Raw genomic sequence first — 16406 nt, forward strand, 5'->3', positions numbered from 1 at the left:
CGTGATTGAAAATTCCCTATGATCTCACATCACTTGGGAAAAAATGATCAATGCTGGATTGGGAAGATCTGCGCCATTTGCTGGCGCTGTCGCAACTCGGAACCTTGTCGGGCGCTGCGCGGGCGCTTGGGGTCGAGCATGCGACGGTGTCGCGGAGGGTGGCGCATCTGGAGCGCGCGATCGGCGCGAAGCTGGTTGACCGGCGCGGGCGGCGGATTCTGCTAACGGCGGAGGGCGCGCGTGTTGCCGCGATCGCCGAGCGCATGAGCGCCGATGCGATGACGATCGCGCGCGGCGGCATCGGTGCCGATCAAAGCCATGTCGGCGAGGTCCGCATCAGCGCGCCGCCGGCCTATGCGGGTGCGGTTCTGGCGCCGCCGCTGGTGCGGCTGAGGGCGCGCCATCCCGGCATCCGGGTCACGCTCATCGGCGAAACGCGCTATGCCTCGCTCGGGCGGCGGGAGGCCGATATCGCCGTGCGCCTTAATCGGCCTGAGAGTGGCGATCTGACTGTCTCGAAGATCGGCGAGGTGGGTTTCCATGCCTATGCGGCATCAGGCTATGCCGAGACGGTGCCCGAGCGCGACTGGACATTCATCGGCTATGATGAGGGCATGGCGTCATCGCCGCAGGAGGAGCGGCTGGCGGAGATCGCCGCCGGCCGGCCGATCGCGATCCGGGCCTCGACGCTGGCGTTTCAGGTGGCGGCGGTCAAGGCTGGTGGCGGCGTGGCGCTGCTGCCCGATTTCATCGCAGAGGGCCAAGGGCTGGCGCGGATGGATCTTGATGGCGCGGATATCACGCGCGATCTGTGGCTTGTCGTCCATAGCGACATCAAGGATGTGCCGCTGGTGCGGGCGGTGATGGATGCGCTGCGCGCGCGTTGACGGCGCGATTGCTGAGCAGATGCGTATTTCCGGTTCGGCCGATGTCGGAATAGCTTTGACCGATCCGTCCTTGGGAGGAACACAAGAGGAGGAAGCGATGCGAGAGTTGATCCTGGCCATGGCGATGACGCTTGATGGTTTTGTCAGCGGCCCCGAGGGTGAGACCGACTGGATTTTCACCGGTGACGAGGAGGCGATCGCCTGGAAGGTCGAGAACGCCTGGAATGCCGGCCTGCACATCATGGGCAGCCGCACCTTCGAGGGAATGGCGCGCTTCTGGCCGACATCGACCAACGTCTTCGCGCCCGCGATGAACCAGATTCCCAAGGCGGTGTTTTCGAAGAAGGGTGCGGCGATCCTGCCGAAGGCGATCGACGCGGCGCCATCGGGCGAGCCGCAACCCGGCGCCGACAGCTGGAGCACGGCCTATGTGGCGAGCGGCGATCTCGCCGAGGAAATCACCAGGCTGAAGGCTGAAGACGGCAAGCCGATCATTGCCCATGGCGGCGCCACCTTCGCGCGCAGCCTTATCGCCCATGATCTGGTCGATCAATATATGCTGATGGTCTATCCGCTGGCGCTCGGACGCGGCCAGCCGATCTTCTCCGATCTGGCGCAGCCGAGGCAGTTGCAATTGGTCAGCACGCGGGTGTTTCCAAAGGGTGCCATCGCGCAGGTCTATCGGCGGGCGTGACGGGACCTCGACGAACCGCTACCTGCGGATACGGCGCACGTCCACGACGCGGCCGTTTCGGCTGTCGAGCGAGATTTCAAAGCGCTGGACGCCGCGCCACCCGCGATAGACGAAATAGCGGCCGCGGCAATCGATGCGGCGCACGTCACGGAAGCCGCGGTCGCGGATCCGAAACTCGCCCTCGCGGCAGCTGATCGGCCGGCCGTGGTTGAGGTTGGTTCCGATATTGATGTTGATGGTGACGGCCCGCGCCGGGGTCGGCACCGCGAGCGGCGTTGCGAGCAGGCAGAAGACAAGTCCGAGCGTCGAGGCTGCTTTCATGCGCATGATCCCCTCCATGGATGCTGCAGCTGTTTCAACTAGGACACGATTGGCCGCGATCAACCCATGCGCGATTGGCGCGACGTCCGATGCGACACATAGTGAAGCAGGAGCCTGATCCTAAAGAGCACCCTTCGCCGCCACGCCCGCGACATAGGTCTCGACGATGGCGCGGTCGTCGCCCATGGTCTGCAGCAGAAAGAGCTCTTCCGGCAGCGTCTTCACCACTTCCATCTTCAGCGCCATGGCCGGTGTCGCGCCGGCATCGAGCACCACCACGTCGGCATCTGTGCCCCTGTCGAGCGTGCCGATGCGGTCGGAAAGCGAGAGGGATCGGGCATTGCCAAGCGTCATCAGGTAGTAGCTCTCCAGCGGGTTCAGGCGTTCGCCGAGCAGCTGCTGGATCTTGTAGGCTTCGTCCATGGTGCGCAGCATGGAATAGCTCGAGCCGCCGCCGATATCGGTGGCGACGCCGATCCTCACCGGCTTGTCGCGGCGCATCAGCGCCTTCAGCGGGAAGAGGCCCGAGCCGAGGAAGAGATTGGAGGTCGGGCAGTGGACGGCGATGGCGCCGGCTTCGCTCATCGCGTCCGCCTCGCGCTGCGACAGGTGGATGCAGTGGCCGAAGAGCGTCTTGTCGCCGAGCAGGCCGTAGCGGGCATAGATATCGGTGTAATCGATCGCGTCGGGATAGAGCTCGCAGGTGAACTTGATCTCGTCATGGTTCTCGGAGAGGTGCGTCTGGATGTGCAGGTCGGGGAATTCGCGGGCGAGCGCCTGAGTCGCTTCCATCTGGGCGGGCGTCGAGGTGATGGCGAAGCGCGGGGTGATAGCGACGTGGTTGCGGCCCTTGCCGTGCCATTCGGCGATGATCTCTCTGGTCTCGTCGTAGCCCATCTCAGGCGTGTCGAGCAGACCCTGCGGGGCGTTGCGGTCCATCATCACCTTGCCGCCGACCATGCGCATGTTGCGCTTCATGGCTTCGCCGAAGAAGGCGTCGGCGGAGGTCTTGTGCACGGAGCAGTAGGCGACAGCCGTCGTCGTGCCGTGGCGAATAAGCTCATCGTAGAAATGCGTGGCGATACGCTGAGCATGGGCGCTTTCGACGAAGCGGCATTCCTCGGGGAAGGTGTAGGTGTTCAGCCATTCGAGAAGATTGGCGGCATAGGAGGCGATCACCTGCATCTGCGGGAAATGCAGGTGCATGTCGATGAACCCCGGCATGATCAGATGCGGGCGGTGGTCGATCTCGACTGCATCGGCCGCGGCCTTGGCCTTGACCTCGGCATAGAGGCCGCTTTCGACGATGACGCCATTGTCCATCAACAGGCCGCCATCGGTCTCGTAGCGATAGCTGTCGCTGTCGGTCAGGCTCTGGGGTGCGCTGACGAAGGAGAGCAGGCGGCCGCGGAGGAGGGTTTGGGTCATGGGCGTTCGCCTTTATCGATTGCGTGTCGTCGTCGGAACGGGGCTCAGGGCGCGGGCTTGGCGGGGAGGGCCGCCACCGATGCGGCGCAGCCGTATAATGTCCTGCCCTGAAATACCAGCTTTGCCGCGAGATCGTAACGCTTCGTGGATGCGCCGTCGACGCAGGTCTCTTTGGTGACTGTCAGCGTGTAGCGCTGCGGCGGGTGGGTGATGGTCCATGTGGCGCTGTCTTCAGTCATGGCCATCGGGCCGGGGTTGATGGTGATGACGTCGTTCTTGCCCGCCCGGCTGAAGGTGATCTGACCCTCGCGGATGCTGAGCGCCCAGAAGGGGCCGGTGCCCAGCACATTGACCTCGCCCCAGAGATCGGTGGGGGCGGTGATATCAGCGGGGACGGTGCCTGTGGTCTTCACGTCCTCCTGTTTGGCGATGGCCTCTTCGGCCCGCGCTTCCGTCCATGCCTGCCCTGAGAGGGCGATAAGATTGGCCAGAAGCAGGGGGCGGAGGCCTTTGATCATTCGCGTTTGCCCTCGACAGCGCTTTCGAACCAGGCGACGAGCAGCTTGCGCTCGTCCGGCGTGATGTCGGTGACGTTCCCCGGCGGCATGGCGTGGCTGCGGCCGGCCTGGATGTAGATCTCGCGGGCATGCGCCGCGATCTCGGCGTCGTTTTCGAGGATCACGTTCTTCGGCGGCCGCGCCAGGCCTTCATAAACCGGCTCGGCGGCATGGCACATGGAACAGCGGGTGCCGACGAGCTGCTTGACGGCGGGAAAGTGCGGATCGCCGGCGAATTGCTGGAAGGCGGGCGCGACGGTTTCGGCGGTCGCGTCCTTCTCTCCGGTCAGCACCTTGGGAACGGTGGAAAGCCACATGATCAGGATGAACAGGATCACCGTCGCCAGCCACGTCCAGGTCGGGCGGCCCTTGCGGGCATGCGTGGTGTTGAACCAGTGGCGGATGGTGACGCCCATCAGGAAGACAAGTGCGGCGATCACCCAGTTGTAGGCCGTGCCGAAGGCCAACGGATAATGGTTCGACAGCATGAAGAAGATGACTGGCAGCGTCAGATAGTTGTTGTGCAGCGAGCGCTGCTTGGCGATCGCGCCATATTTCGCATCCGGCGTGCGGCCGGCGATCAGGTCGGCGACGACGATCTTCTGGTTGGGGATGATGATCATGAAGACGTTGGCCGACATGATCGTCGCCGTGAAGGCGCCGAGATGCAGGAAGGCGGCGCGGCCGGTGAAGAGCTGCGTATAGCCCCAGGCCATGAAGACGAGCACGGCATAGAGCACCATCATCAGGCCCCAGGTGTTCCGGCCGATCGGCGACTTGCAGAGCAGATCGTAGACGATCCAGCCGACGGCCAGCGAGGCGAGCGAGATGGCGATCGCGACCGGTGCGCTGACATCGAGCACGTGGCGATCGATCAGAAACAGATCGGCGCCGCCGTAATAGACGATACAGAGCATCAGGAAGCCGGAGAGCCAGGTGAAATAGCTCTCGTATTTGAACCAGGTCAGGTGCTCTGGCATCTGAGCCGGCGCCACCAGATATTTCTGGATATGATAGAACCCGCCACCATGCACCTGCCACTCCTCGCCATAGGCGCCGACGGGCAGATGCGGACGCTTTACCAGGCCGAGATCGAGCGCGATGAAATAAAAGGACGAGCCGATCCAGGCAACGGCGGTGATGACGTGGAACCAGCGAGCCGCAAAGGCCAGCCATTCCCACGCTATGGCGTATTCATACATTCAGTTCCCCTATTCTCTCCGATTCAGCAGTGTGCAGAATGTTTGGGCGGGAGAAAAGGGGGATTGGGGCAACACCGCCACGTTGTGGGCGCGGAAATCACGGCTTTCGGACGTAGAGCGGGTCTTCGGGTGCCCATAGCTCCCGCCGTGTGTCCCTCTACGCTGCCAACGGAACGCTGCGGCGCTCCCGCGTATCCTTATTTGGCAACCTTGTCCCGCTCGAGCGATTGAAGCAGTTTATCGGCGGTGTCGAAAACGTTGCCATAACCAGCCTTGATGGCTCTTGCTTCCTCCATCGCGGCCATCGTCTTCGTGTTGGGACGGGTCAGTTCCACGGGCCGCGCTTTGTTATGGGGAATCCTGGGCGCGATTTCCTTGTCCATCAGCGCAGTCTCCACCGGCGCATCGCGTTGTCTATCTCGCGCGCGATCTCCTCGGGATGCTTTCCAGCCAGCGCGTCGCTCGCCACCTGATTGATATAGCCAGGATCTTGAGTGTCGTAGCCCAGCGGGTCGGCCGTCCGGCGATGAAGCGCGGGGCGGGATTTGGGTGCGTCGTTCGGCACCGCTTCCACATCGGCTGGTCTCAAGACGACGCCGAGATTTTTCTGCAGGTTGATCGGGCGACTGCTCTGCATATCGGGCGCTCCCAACATTTACGCAAATTTACATAATCCCGGCTCCGCGCGCAAATATTTCCCGCCACCGCATTTGAATGCCCACGGTGAAGCAAAGCCGATCAAACCGCCGCCATTGAAATGCCAAGACTTCATTACAGTTTTACTCAAGGCCGCCGAGACGAGGGGAAACCGCATCGGCGTGGCGGCGCATTCATCGACGGAGAAGATGCTGATGCGCAGTATTCTTGTGGTTGTGATGATTGCCTTTTCGTCCTGTTTCCAAATCCCCGGCGTCCAGACCGGTGGAGCCCAGGCCCATGACGCACCGTCCGGCTGGGCGTACGAGCCCTATTGTTGCAACGGCGACAACGAGACGGGCGATTGCCAGATGATCCCGCCGAAGAGCGTCGCGATCACGCCGAACGGCTATCGGGTGACGCTTTTGCCTGGTGACCACCGGCTCGTCACCCACGCCCACGTCTTCCTGCTGCCGATGGGCCGGGCGATGAAATCGGGCGATGGCGATTACCATCTCTGCCTGTTTCCAAACGAGGATACGCCGCGCTGCTTCTACGCGCCCGAGATGGGTTACTGAGCGGCGTCCTTGTCGCGGGCGATCTCCTCGAGGATCCAGTTGCGGAAGGCCTTGATTTTCGGGACGTTGCGGCGGTTTTCGGCATAGACCAGCCAGTAGCCGCGATCGTCGGTGCAGGTCATCTCGAAGGGCTGATAGAGCCGCCCCTGGGCAAGCTCGTCGCCGTAGAAGGCGGGCGTCAGGATGGCGACGCCCTGGCCGGCCATGGCGGCACTCGCCTCGAAGGTCTGCGAGCCATACTGGCTGCGCGGGCGTGATTCCAGGCCGAGATCGGTCAGGCCTGCTGCCGCAAACCAGATCTGCCACCAGGGATCGGTGGCGCCGATGATCGGCAGCTTCATCAAGTCCTCGGGCTTGTGGATGCCGCCGACGCTCTCTGCCAGCTTCGGGCTCAGCATCGGGGTGAAGTCGACATCGAGCAGCTTGTCGGCGATCAGCCCGCGCCAGTTGCCGTCGCCCGAGCGGATGGCGACGTCGACGGATTCGCGGGTGAAGTCGATCAGCGCTTCCGACGTCGACAGCCGCACCGCGATCGCCGGATGCCGGAGCTGGAAGGTGCCAAGGCGGCGCGCCAGCCAGTGCGAGGCGAAGGTGGCGATGGTGTTGATCAGCAGCGTCGATTCGATCTCGCCGCGCGCCTCGGCCATCGCCTCGTTCAGGAGCACGAAGGCGTCGGACACTTTCGGCAGCAGCAGTTCGCCGGTGTCGGTCAGGCTGATCTGGCGCGGGCGGCGCAAAAACAGCGGCTCGCCGATATTCTCCTCCAGCAGTTTCACCTGGTAGCTGACGGCCGTCTGCGTCATGCCGAGCTCGTTGCCGGCCTTGGTGAAGCTGCCGAGCCTTGCCACGGCCTCGAAGACGCGCAGCGCATTCAGCGGAACCTGCTTGGACAGCTTCATGGATAAGTTCTCTTTATGCATGCAGACGGTTGTTCGATTGGAATTGCAGCATTAATCGGCGCAATCTGCAAGTCATCAGATCAGATTATCGAGGTGATGTCATGGCTTGCGTAACCAACGAGCAACTGGCCCAACACGTGGCCGAACCGACCCGCAGCAAGGCCTTCGAGTGGCTGGCGCATCTGTTGCGAGGGCTTGCCGTGCGTCTGGCGCGGCCGGACCGGCTGGATCTCGAGGGCATGCCGGATCGCGTCAAGCGCGACCTCGGCTTCATGGATGGGCGCGATCCCTATATCGAGGATGCGCGGACACCGTAGGCGGCGAGCGCGGTCAGGATTTCGGCCGCGGTCATGGCGGCGATCACTTCCGGCCGCTTGTCGCGCACCTGTTGACCGCCGATCGGCAGCGTCAGCCGCTCCATCCATTCCTTCTCGCCACCCGCTTCGCGCTGCAGCCAGCTTGCGAAAGTGGCGCGCTTGGTGGCCGAACCGATCATGCCGGTGTAGGCGAGATCGGTGCGGGCGAGCGCCTCGCGGGCGATCAGGAAATCGAGCGCATGGTCGTGAGTGAGGATGACGACGACGGCGCCCTCGCGCATCTCCTGCACCAGCGCTTCCGGCATGGCGACGAGCCGGGCGTTGATGCCTTCAGGCAGGTGCTCGAGTTCGTCCTGCCGGGTCTCGATCACGGTGACGTCGAGCGGCAGCGGCGAAAGCGCTGTCGCGAGCGCGCGCCCGACATGGCCGGCGCCGAACAACCACACCTCCGCGCGCCGCTCCGCCTCATCGCTGCGCCGCTCCTCGAGCTCGCGGATAACGGCATCCGTCACACGACGAAACCTGAGCTGCGTGCGCCCGCCGCAGCATTGGCCGATCTCAGGGCCAAGCGGGATATCCATCATCTCCCGGCCGTCAGCGCCCTGCAGAAGCTTGCGGGCGTTGGCGATCGCCATGAACTCGAACTGTCCGCCGCCGATGGTGCCCCAGATGCTGTCGATTGCGACCAGCATGAAGGTGCCGGTTTCGCGCGGGGTGGAGCCCTGGGTGGCGGTGATGTCGATCAGGATGGTGTGGGCGTGGGTGGCGAGGAATTGGGGGAGGGTGGTCATGGGGATGCGCCGTGTTCTTGTTGACGGCGTTGTTTCCGTGGCTCCCCCTCATCTGCCTGCCGGCATCTTCTCCCCGTTGGGGAGAAGAGACTTGTGGCGGCCGCCAGTGCCTCTTGCTCCCTCTTCTCCCCAACGGGGAGAAGGTGGCCTGAAGGGTCGGATGAGGGGGCGTGGTTCGAACGAGAGGTCAACGGCGCACCTCCGGCGGAACGATCGCAGGATAGAACCGCAATACCTCATCGCGCGCGAAGATGCGCCCTTCCACTGCAGCCAAGATCGTCTCCAGCACCGCATGCCGGTCCCGGGTAATCTCGTGGTTCCAGAATCGCAGGATCGAATAGCCGTTGATATTCAGCCAGTCTGTTCGCCTGTTATCCCTCTCGCTATCCGCATGCTGGAAGCCGTCTATCTCGACGATCAAGCGCACGCGCCTGCAGAGAAAGTCGGCAATGTAAGGTCCGATCGGAACCTGTCGGACGAATTTGTACCCATTGAGCTCGCGGTTGCGCAGATCGCGCCAAAGCTGATGTTCCTCATCCGTCTCATCATGCCGCAAGCGGCGCGCCTGCGTGGTCTTGCCCGGCCTGCGCTTGGCGATGACGGGTCGGGGCGGCGTAGACACGTGACACCTCAGCTCTCTCGTGCCGGACGGGACATGTAACGTGCCATTCATCCCACCGCCTTCATCCGCTCGACCGCCATCAGCACCCGCTCCGGCGTCGCCGGCGCGTCCAACCTCGGGCAAACCTTGTAGTCCGCCACACTCGCCACGGCCATCGACAGCGCCTCCAGCACCGAAATCGCCAGCATGAAGGGGGGTTCGCCGACGGCCTTGGAGCGGCCGATGGTCTGTTCGGCGTTTTCGGACCATTCGGCCAGCTTGACGTTGAAGATCTTCGGGCGGTCGGAGGCGAGTGGGATCTTGTAGGTGGAGGGGGCGTGGGTGCGCAGGCGCCCCTTGGCGTCCCACCAGAGCTCTTCCGTCGTCAGCCAGCCCATGCCCTGCACGAAGGCGCCCTCGACCTGGCCGATGTCGATGGCCGGGTTCAGCGAGCGGCCGACGTCGTGGAGGATGTCGGTGCGGTCGATCAGATATTCGCCGGTCAGCGTGTCGATCGAGACTTCGGTGCAGGAGGCGCCGTAGGAGTAGTAATAGAAGGGCGTGCCCTTTCCGGCGGCGCGGTCCCAGTGGATCTTCGGGGTCTTGTAGAAGCCGGCGGCCGACAGCTGGACGCGGGCAAAATAGGCCTGCCGTATAAAATCGGGGAAGGGGATTTCCTGGTTGCCGACGCGCACCCGGTTGGGCAGGAAGGCAATCTCGGAGACCGGGACGTCCCATTTCTCGGCAGCGAAGGCGACGAGGCGTTCCTTGATCTGGCGGGCGGCGTCGTAGGCAGCCATGCCGTTGAGATCGGTGCCGGAAGAGGCTGCCGTGGCGGAGGTGTTGGGCACCTTGCCCGTGGTCGTCGCGGTGATCTTCACATGCTCGATATCGATCTGGAAGCTGTCGGCCAGAACCTGCGCAACCTTCGTGTAAAGGCCCTGGCCCATCTCGGTGCCGCCATGGTTCAGGTGGATCGAGCCGTCCTGGTAAACATGGACGAGGGCGCCGGCCTGGTTGAAGGCGGTCAGAGTGAAGGAGATGCCGAACTTCACCGGCGTCAGCGCGAGGCCCTTTTTGATGTAGCGGCTGTCGCGGTTGAATTCGATGATCTCTCGGCGCCGCGCCTGGTAGTCGGCGCTCTCCTCGAGCTCGCCGACGATCCGCTCCAGAATGCTGTCCTCGACCTCCTGGTGATACGGCGTCAGCGTGCGGCCGGAGCCGGGCTGGCCGTAGAAATTCAGCTTTCTGATATCGAGCGGGTCCTTGCCGACGGCATAGGCGATTTCCTCGATGAAACGCTCGGCGCCCAGCATGCCCTGCGGCCCGCCGAAGCCGCGAAAGGCGGTGTTGGAGACGGTGTGGGTCTTAAGCGGTTTCGAGGTCAGGTGCACATGCGGGTAGAAATAGCTTGAGTCGGCATGAAACAGCGCGCGGTCGGTGACCGGGCCTGAGAGATCCGACGAGAAGCCGCAGCGGGCCGCATAGGTGGCGTCGACCGCGTGGATGCGGCCGTCCTCGTCGAAGCCGAGTTCGTAATCGACCATGAAGTCGTGGCGCTTGCCTGTTGCTGCCATGTCCTCGTCGCGGTCGGGGCGGAATTTGATTGATCGTTTCAGCTTCTTGGCGGCAATGGCGGCGAGGGCTGCGAACTGGTTGCCCTGCGTTTCCTTGCCTCCGAAGCCGCCGCCCATGCGGCGCACGTTCACCGTCACGGCGTTGGAGGGGATGTTGAGCACATGGCCGACGGTGTGCTGGATCTCGCTCGGATGCTGCGTCGAGGACCAGACGGCGACTTCATCGTCCTCGCCCGGAATGGCCATGGCGATCTGGCCTTCGAGATAGAAATGCTCCTGGCCGCCAATCCGCATCTGGCCCTTCAGCCGGCGGGCGGCGTTTTCCATCTCTGTCTTCGCCTCGCCGCGGCTCAGCGTCATCGGGCTGGTGACCAGTGCGCCGCCGTTCTCCAGCGCACCGTCGATGTCGCTCCAGTGGGCGAGATCGCGATACTCGATCTTCGCCTTGCGGGCGGCGCGGCGCGCGATGTCGCGGGTCTCGGCGATCACGGCAAAGATCGGCTGCTGGTGGAACTCGACTTTTGTTTCGGCGAGCAGCGGTTCGTCGTGGCTGCCGTTGGAACTGACGTCGTTGATCCCAGGCACGTCCTTGCCGGTGAAGACCCAGACGACGCCGGGGGTGGCTGCGACCTCAGAGAGGTCCATGCTGACGATCTCGGCATGCGCGCGATCCGACAGGCCGAGCGCTCCGTGGAGCAGGCCTGCGGGCTCCGGAAGGTCGTCGATGTAATCGGCCGTGCCGGTGACGTGCTTGTGGGCGCTGTCATGGCGGCGCGAGGCGTGCATCTGGCCTGATATGATGAAGGTGGGATCGGGGAAGGCAGACTTGTCCATCAGGGGTTGCCTCCTGTGGTGGGTGTTGATGTGGGGGTGGGGGTTGACGTTGTGCCGAGTGGCCCCCTCATCCGCCTGCCGGCACCTTCTCCCCGTGGGGGAGAAGAGACTCGGGGTCGGCCGCTCGCTCCATCTTCCCTTCGCCCCATAGGGGAGAAGGTGGCCCGAAGGGTCGGATGAGGGGGCTTCACGGCACAACGCTGCGTATCAGCAATCATCAAACCACCTCCTCGAACCGCCGCAACTCAGCCGGCGCACCCGTCGTCTCCAGATAAAACCGCGTCAGCAAATTCTTCGCCGTCAGCTGCCGATACTCCGACGTGGCGCGCCAATCCGAAAGCGGCTGGAAATCGCTGTCGAAGGCGCATCTCACCGTCTCGATCGTTTCTTCGTTCCACGGCCGGCCGATGAGTTCGTTTTCGACGGCGCGGGCGCGTTTGGGCGTGCCGGCCATGCCGCCGAAGGCTATTCTCACATCGTTGACGTCGCCCTGCTCGTCGAGCGTCAGATAGAAGGCGCCGAGGACGGCGGTGATGTCCTCGTCGCGGCGCTTGGTGATCTTGTAGACGGCGAAATGCGTGTCCTCGGCCGGGTAGGGCACGAAGAGGCTCTCGACGAACTCGCCGGGGCGGCGGTCCTGCTTGCCGTAGTCGATGAAATAATCCTCCAGCCGCAGCATGCGCGTGCCCTCCGTCGAGCGCAGCTTGACGGTGGCGCCGAGCGCGATCAGCGGCGGTGGGCTGTCGCCGATCGGCGAGCCGTTGGCGATGTTGCCGCCGATCGTACCCATGTTGCGCACCTGCTCGCCGCCGATGCGGGTGATCAGCCGGCCGAGCGTCGGCACCTTGCTGGCGATGGTCTCGAAGGCGCGGGTATAGGTCACGCCGGCGCCGATGGTGATGCCGCCTTCGCCTGAGGTGATCGTCTGCAATTCCTGGAGATGGTTGATGAAGACCACGGGGTTCAGCGCCCGCATCTGCTTGGTCACCCACAGCCCGACATCGGTCGAGCCGGCGACGATGGTTGCCTTCGGCTCGTCGGCCAGAATGCGCGCCAGCGCTTCCAGCGAGCCCGGCACCAGCAGACGTTCCTCGCCCGAGGTGATCGAGATGGTGCCCGATCCCTGCATCGCCCACAATCTTGCGACGATGTCGGAACGGGTGCGCTCCAGCGGGTCGAACAGCGCGCTCGGCCGCGTCCTCGCCACCTGCTCGGCGGCCTTGACGATCGGTTCGTAGCCGGTGCAGCGACAGAGATTGCCCTGCAGCGCCTTTTCGATCTCGGCGCGATCGGGATTGCTGTTTGAAAGCCACAATCCGTACATCGACATGACGAAGCCGGGGGTGCAGAAGCCACATTGCGAGCCGTGACAGTCGACCATCGCCTGCTGCACCGGATGCAGCGTGCCGTCCTTGGCCGCCAGATGCTCGACGGTGACGACATGGGTGGCGTTCAGCGAGCCGATGAAGCGGATGCAGGCATTGACGGATTCATAGTGCAACTTGCCGTCGATCAGCCGGCCGACCAAAACCGTGCAGGCGCCACAGTCGCCCTCGGCGCATCCTTCCTTCGTGCCCGTCAGCCGGCGCTTCAGCCGCAGGAAATCGAGAAGCGTCTCGGTAGGCTTGACGTCTTTCAGCGTGACCTCTTCGCCGTTCAGGATAAAGCGGATGCTGTCGTTCATGTCGTTCCCGGTTTTTCTCTTTATTTGAAATGGTTATGCCGCCGTCCAGCCCCCGTCAATCGAGATGTGGGTGCCCGTCACCTGGCGGGCCTCGTCGCTGGCGAGATAAAGCGCCAGCGCGCCGATCTCCTCGGCCTTGACGAATTCATGCGTCGGCTGCGCCTTCAGGATCACCTCGGTCTTGACCTGTTCCTCGGTCATCCCGCGCGCCTTGGCGGTATCCGGGATCTGCTTTTCCACCAGCGGGGTCAGCACGTATCCCGGGCAAATGGCGTTGACGGTCACGCCCGTTTCGGCAAGCTCAAGTGCGGCTGTCTTCGTCAGGCCGAGTATACCATGCTTTGCCGCGACATAGGCGGATTTGAACGGCGAGGCGACGAGGGCGTGGGCGGACGCGATATTGATGATGCGCCCGTGCTTCTTCTCCTTCATCAGCGGGATCGCCGCGCGCATGGTGTGAAACGCGCTGGAGAGATTGATCGCGATGATCTGGTCCCACTTGTCGATGGGGAAATCCTCGATTTTCTCGACATGCTGGATGCCGGCATTGTTGACGAGCACGTCCACCGTGCCGAAGGTCTTCGCGGCGGTGGCAATGAGGTCGGCGATCTCGTCGGGCTTGGTCATGTCGGCTGGGTGATGGATGACGCCTGCTTTCGAGAGTGATTCAAGCCGTTCGGTTATGCCCTTGATTTCCTCGGGCTTTCCGAAGCCGTTGAGGACGATGTTGTCACCCTTGCCGGCAAACGCGGTGGCGATCGCCAGCCCGATGCCGCTGGTGGATCCGGTGACGACGACTGTTCTGGCCATGAGGTTCTCCGATTTGTCCTGCGACGCGGTTGTGAGGAGCGTAGTCCGGAATCGGTTGGGCTGGCAATTGGGGGACGATGTTGTGGGGAGGCATCAGTGTCGGGAGAGCCATTCCCGTCGTGCTGATGGGACGTGCTTAGATCCTCGGCACGAGGCCGAGGATGACGCCGAGTTTTTTGTAACCGATTGAACACTAAGCGAAATCTCGCCCGCAACGTCATCCTCGGGCTCGTGCCGAGGATCTAAGCACGCCGCCCGGAATGCAACGGTGATGGCATCCCGAAGCCTGCAACACCCAAAACCAACCGCCCAACAAATTTCACTTTAATTTCTTTTCACATTCGTTTGCCTGCATTATTCATTCAATCCGAAGCAGTTCATGGGAGGATGACAATGGCGGGGTATGTACTGGCGATCGATCAGGGGACGACGTCGACGCGGGCGATCGTGTTCGATGGCGAGATGAAGATCGCCGGCGCGGGCCAGAAGGAATTCAAGCAGATCTATCCGCAATCCGGCTGGGTCGAGCATGATCCCGAAGAGATCTGGGACAGCGTCGTCTCGACCATCAAGATGGCGATCCGCGAGGCGAAGATCAGCGCCAAGGACATCGCGGCACTCGGGATCACCAACCAGCGCGAGACGGTTGTCGTCTGGGAGCGCGAGAGCGGCAAGCCGATCCACAACGCCATCGTCTGGCAGGACCGCCGCACGGCAAGCTACTGCGACAAGCTGAAGAAGCAGGATCTGGAAAAGACCTTCACCAAGAAGACCGGGCTGCTGCTCGATCCCTATTTCTCCGGCACCAAGCTTTCCTGGATGCTCGCCAATGTGAAGGGGGCGAGGGCGCGGGCGGCCAAGGGCGAGCTCTGCTTCGGCACGATCGACACGTTTCTGATCTGGCGGCTCACCGGCGGCAAGAGCTTCGTGACCGATGCCACCAATGCGTCGCGGACGCTGATGTACAACATCGCCAGCAACGAATGGGACAAGGACCTCTTGGAGATCCTGCGCGTTCCCTCGGCGATGCTGCCCGAGGTGAAGGATTGCGCGGCCGATTTCGGCGTTACCGAACCTCACATCTTCGGCGCCGCGATCCCGATCCTGGGCGTTGCCGGCGACCAGCATGCGGCGACGATCGGGCAGGCCTGCTTCGAGCCGGGCATGATGAAATCCACCTACGGCACCGGTTGCTTTGCCGTGCTCAACACCGGCGCCGACATGGTGCGCTCGAAAAACCGGCTCTTGACGACCATCGCCTACCGGCTGGACGGCGAGACGACCTATGCGCTTGAGGGCTCGATCTTTATCGCCGGAGCCGCCGTGCAATGGCTGCGCGACGGGCTCGGCATCATCGACAGCGCCTCGAAGACCGGAGAACTGGCCGATGCCGCCGACCCCTCGCAGGAGGTCTATCTGGTTCCGGCCTTCACCGGGCTCGGCGCGCCGCACTGGGATGCGAACGCCCGCGGCGCGATCTTCGGCCTGACGCGCAACAGCGGGCCGAAGGAGTTCGCGCGCGCGGCGCTCGAGGCTGTCTGCTACCAGTCGCGAGACCTGCTCGACGCCATGCACAAGGACTGGAAGGGCGGCGTCGACGAGACGGTGCTGCGCGTCGACGGCGGCATGGTGGCCTCCGACTGGACCATGCAGCGGCTGGCCGACATTCTCGACGCACCCGTCGACCGCCCCGTGATCCTTGAGACCACGGCGCTGGGCGCCGCCTGGCTCGCCGGCAGCCGGGCGGGTGTCTGGCCCGACAAGGCGGCGTTCGCCAAGAACTGGAAGCGCAACAACCGCTTCGAGCCGGATATGGACGAGAAGACGCGGGCGGCGAAGCTCAAGGGTTGGCGGAGTGCGGTGAAGCGGACGTTGAGTGAGGGGTGAGAGGATTGCGGCTACGGCTGCGACTTTTATTAAGATCGGCAGGCGTCGGCTGCTGAACAGCAATTCAGCAGCCGACGACCTGAATATAGCCTGCTTCCGCTATCTGACCCAATGTTGCGTCTCGGGTGACAATCGGGACTTTCTTGTATCTGGCAGTTGCCATGATGTAGCAATCGCCGGGGTCTTTGTGACCGGTCTTCGCAATTATGTTGGCAGCTTCAAGGGCGATCGTCGGACCTATCGGCACCAGTTTGGACGAGGTGGCGTCGAGTGCTGCTTTAAACCAATCTTTTACGCTGAAGTTGCCGATATCAGGGGCATTCGTTTTCTTGTTGACCGCAATCGCCAATTCCCATGCCGTGATCGGTGAAACGAAAAGCCTACCGGCTTCTTGAGCGCCGGCTATCGCGACCAATGCGTCGTCATGAAGTGTTTCCGGCTGTGTGACCAACCACAACAAAGCGTGCGTGTCGAGGACCGCTCCAGCCAATTACCTGGCCTTCGGCTTTTCTTTAAGCACCTGTTTTGCAATGGGTTTGGTCAGATCGAGGCCAGGCTTGATTGAAAGCTCGCTTCCCTTGAGCGCACCGGCACCCTTCACGGTCACGAGCTGTCCTGTTCGCGAGTTGCGAACCGTGACGCTTGCTGGTGATGCTTTTACCTGAACCATGGAGATAACATGACTTCAAAACATGCTTAGTTC

19 protein-coding genes are annotated in these 16406 nt (G+C 63.0%); 5 read left to right on the plus strand and 14 right to left on the minus strand.

Going from position 1 to position 16406, the window contains the following annotated elements:
• The first annotated feature begins 50 nt into the window (after window positions 1-50).
• Both D460_RS0104245 and D460_RS0104250 read left to right on the plus strand, forming a co-directional pair.
• Complete coding sequence (locus tag D460_RS0104245) at window positions 51-887, plus strand: LysR family transcriptional regulator (RefSeq protein WP_018897265.1); 837 nt, start codon at window positions 51-53, stop codon at window positions 885-887.
• 97 nt (window positions 888-984) lie between these two features.
• A complete protein-coding gene (locus D460_RS0104250) occupies window positions 985-1581 on the plus strand; it encodes a dihydrofolate reductase family protein (RefSeq protein WP_026282778.1) in 597 nt (198 codons plus the stop codon).
• A gap of 18 nt (window positions 1582-1599) precedes the next feature.
• Here D460_RS0104250 and D460_RS0104255 read toward each other — a convergent pair whose 3' ends face one another.
• From D460_RS0104255 to D460_RS0104280, 6 genes are all read right to left on the minus strand, one after another.
• Window positions 1600-1908: a hypothetical protein gene (locus D460_RS0104255; protein ID WP_026282779.1), complete on the minus strand. Its 309-nt coding sequence runs from the start codon at window positions 1906-1908 to the stop codon at window positions 1600-1602.
• A 114-nt stretch (window positions 1909-2022) separates the two neighbouring features.
• Window positions 2023-3330, minus strand: coding sequence for a guanine deaminase (guaD, locus tag D460_RS0104260; protein ID WP_018897268.1), 1308 nt, complete (start codon window positions 3328-3330; stop codon window positions 2023-2025).
• Between the two features lie 44 nt (window positions 3331-3374).
• A complete protein-coding gene (locus tag D460_RS0104265) occupies window positions 3375-3848 on the minus strand; it encodes a hypothetical protein (RefSeq protein WP_018897269.1) in 474 nt (157 codons plus the stop codon).
• Window positions 3845-5089 carry a urate hydroxylase PuuD gene (puuD, locus tag D460_RS0104270; protein ID WP_018897270.1) on the minus strand — a complete coding sequence of 415 codons (1245 nt, stop codon included), beginning with the start codon at window positions 5087-5089 and terminating at the stop codon, window positions 3845-3847. The genes D460_RS0104265 and puuD overlap by 4 nt, the downstream gene beginning before the upstream one ends.
• Window positions 5090-5286: 197 nt before the next feature.
• Window positions 5287-5472, minus strand: coding sequence for a hypothetical protein (locus D460_RS32575; protein WP_018897271.1), 186 nt, complete (start codon window positions 5470-5472; stop codon window positions 5287-5289).
• A complete protein-coding gene (locus tag D460_RS0104280) occupies window positions 5472-5726 on the minus strand; it encodes a hypothetical protein (protein WP_018897272.1) in 255 nt (84 codons plus the stop codon). The genes D460_RS32575 and D460_RS0104280 overlap by 1 nt, the downstream gene beginning before the upstream one ends.
• Window positions 5727-5940: 214 nt before the next feature.
• Between D460_RS0104280 and D460_RS0104285 the strand changes: the two genes are divergently transcribed.
• On the plus strand, window positions 5941-6303 hold the full coding sequence (locus D460_RS0104285; protein ID WP_026282780.1) for a hypothetical protein: 363 nt from the start codon (window positions 5941-5943) through the stop codon (window positions 6301-6303).
• Here the strand turns inward: D460_RS0104285 and D460_RS0104290 are convergent.
• Window positions 6297-7202, minus strand: coding sequence for a LysR substrate-binding domain-containing protein (locus D460_RS0104290; protein WP_018897274.1), 906 nt, complete (start codon window positions 7200-7202; stop codon window positions 6297-6299). The two genes, D460_RS0104285 and D460_RS0104290, sit on opposite strands and share 7 nt — an antisense overlap.
• Window positions 7203-7303: 101 nt before the next feature.
• Between D460_RS0104290 and D460_RS0104295 the strand changes: the two genes are divergently transcribed.
• Window positions 7304-7519 (plus strand): hypothetical protein, encoded by a 216-nt coding sequence (locus D460_RS0104295; RefSeq protein WP_018897275.1) that lies wholly within the window; start codon window positions 7304-7306, stop codon window positions 7517-7519.
• On the opposite strand, the gene xdhC is transcribed toward D460_RS0104295, so the two are convergent.
• The 5 genes from xdhC to D460_RS0104320 all read right to left on the minus strand — a co-directional run bounded on the left by xdhC (window position 7492) and on the right by D460_RS0104320 (window position 13816).
• Window positions 7492-8310 (minus strand): xanthine dehydrogenase accessory protein XdhC, encoded by an 819-nt coding sequence (gene xdhC, locus D460_RS0104300; protein ID WP_018897276.1) that lies wholly within the window; start codon window positions 8308-8310, stop codon window positions 7492-7494. The genes D460_RS0104295 and xdhC overlap by 28 nt on opposite strands.
• Window positions 8311-8497: 187 nt before the next feature.
• Window positions 8498-8983, minus strand: coding sequence for a DUF559 domain-containing protein (locus tag D460_RS0104305; protein ID WP_081619846.1), 486 nt, complete (start codon window positions 8981-8983; stop codon window positions 8498-8500).
• The gene (gene xdhB, locus D460_RS0104310; protein ID WP_018897278.1) at window positions 8980-11322 is read right to left on the minus strand and encodes a xanthine dehydrogenase molybdopterin binding subunit; all 2343 of its coding nucleotides are present in this window, start codon (window positions 11320-11322) and stop codon (window positions 8980-8982) included. The genes D460_RS0104305 and xdhB overlap by 4 nt, the downstream gene beginning before the upstream one ends.
• Window positions 11323-11539: 217 nt before the next feature.
• Window positions 11540-13006 (minus strand): xanthine dehydrogenase small subunit, encoded by a 1467-nt coding sequence (gene xdhA / locus D460_RS0104315; RefSeq protein ID WP_018897279.1) that lies wholly within the window; start codon window positions 13004-13006, stop codon window positions 11540-11542.
• 33 nt (window positions 13007-13039) lie between these two features.
• Window positions 13040-13816 carry a 3-hydroxybutyrate dehydrogenase gene (locus D460_RS0104320; RefSeq protein WP_018897280.1) on the minus strand — a complete coding sequence of 259 codons (777 nt, stop codon included), beginning with the start codon at window positions 13814-13816 and terminating at the stop codon, window positions 13040-13042.
• A 393-nt stretch (window positions 13817-14209) separates the two neighbouring features.
• Between D460_RS0104320 and glpK the strand changes: the two genes are divergently transcribed.
• A complete protein-coding gene (gene glpK / locus D460_RS0104325; RefSeq protein WP_018897281.1) occupies window positions 14210-15703 on the plus strand; it encodes a glycerol kinase GlpK in 1494 nt (497 codons plus the stop codon).
• 64 nt (window positions 15704-15767) lie between these two features.
• On the opposite strand, the gene D460_RS0104330 is transcribed toward glpK, so the two are convergent.
• The gene (locus D460_RS0104330) at window positions 15768-16193 is read right to left on the minus strand and encodes a type II toxin-antitoxin system VapC family toxin (RefSeq protein WP_018897282.1); all 426 of its coding nucleotides are present in this window, start codon (window positions 16191-16193) and stop codon (window positions 15768-15770) included.
• Complete coding sequence (locus D460_RS35840) at window positions 16194-16373, minus strand: hypothetical protein (RefSeq protein WP_026282781.1); 180 nt, start codon at window positions 16371-16373, stop codon at window positions 16194-16196.
• Window positions 16374-16406 lie beyond the last annotated feature (33 nt).

The sequence above is a fragment of the Rhizobium sp. 2MFCol3.1 genome (assembly GCF_000377565.1).
In the GTDB taxonomy this organism is placed as follows: Bacteria; Pseudomonadota; Alphaproteobacteria; order Rhizobiales; family Rhizobiaceae; genus Rhizobium.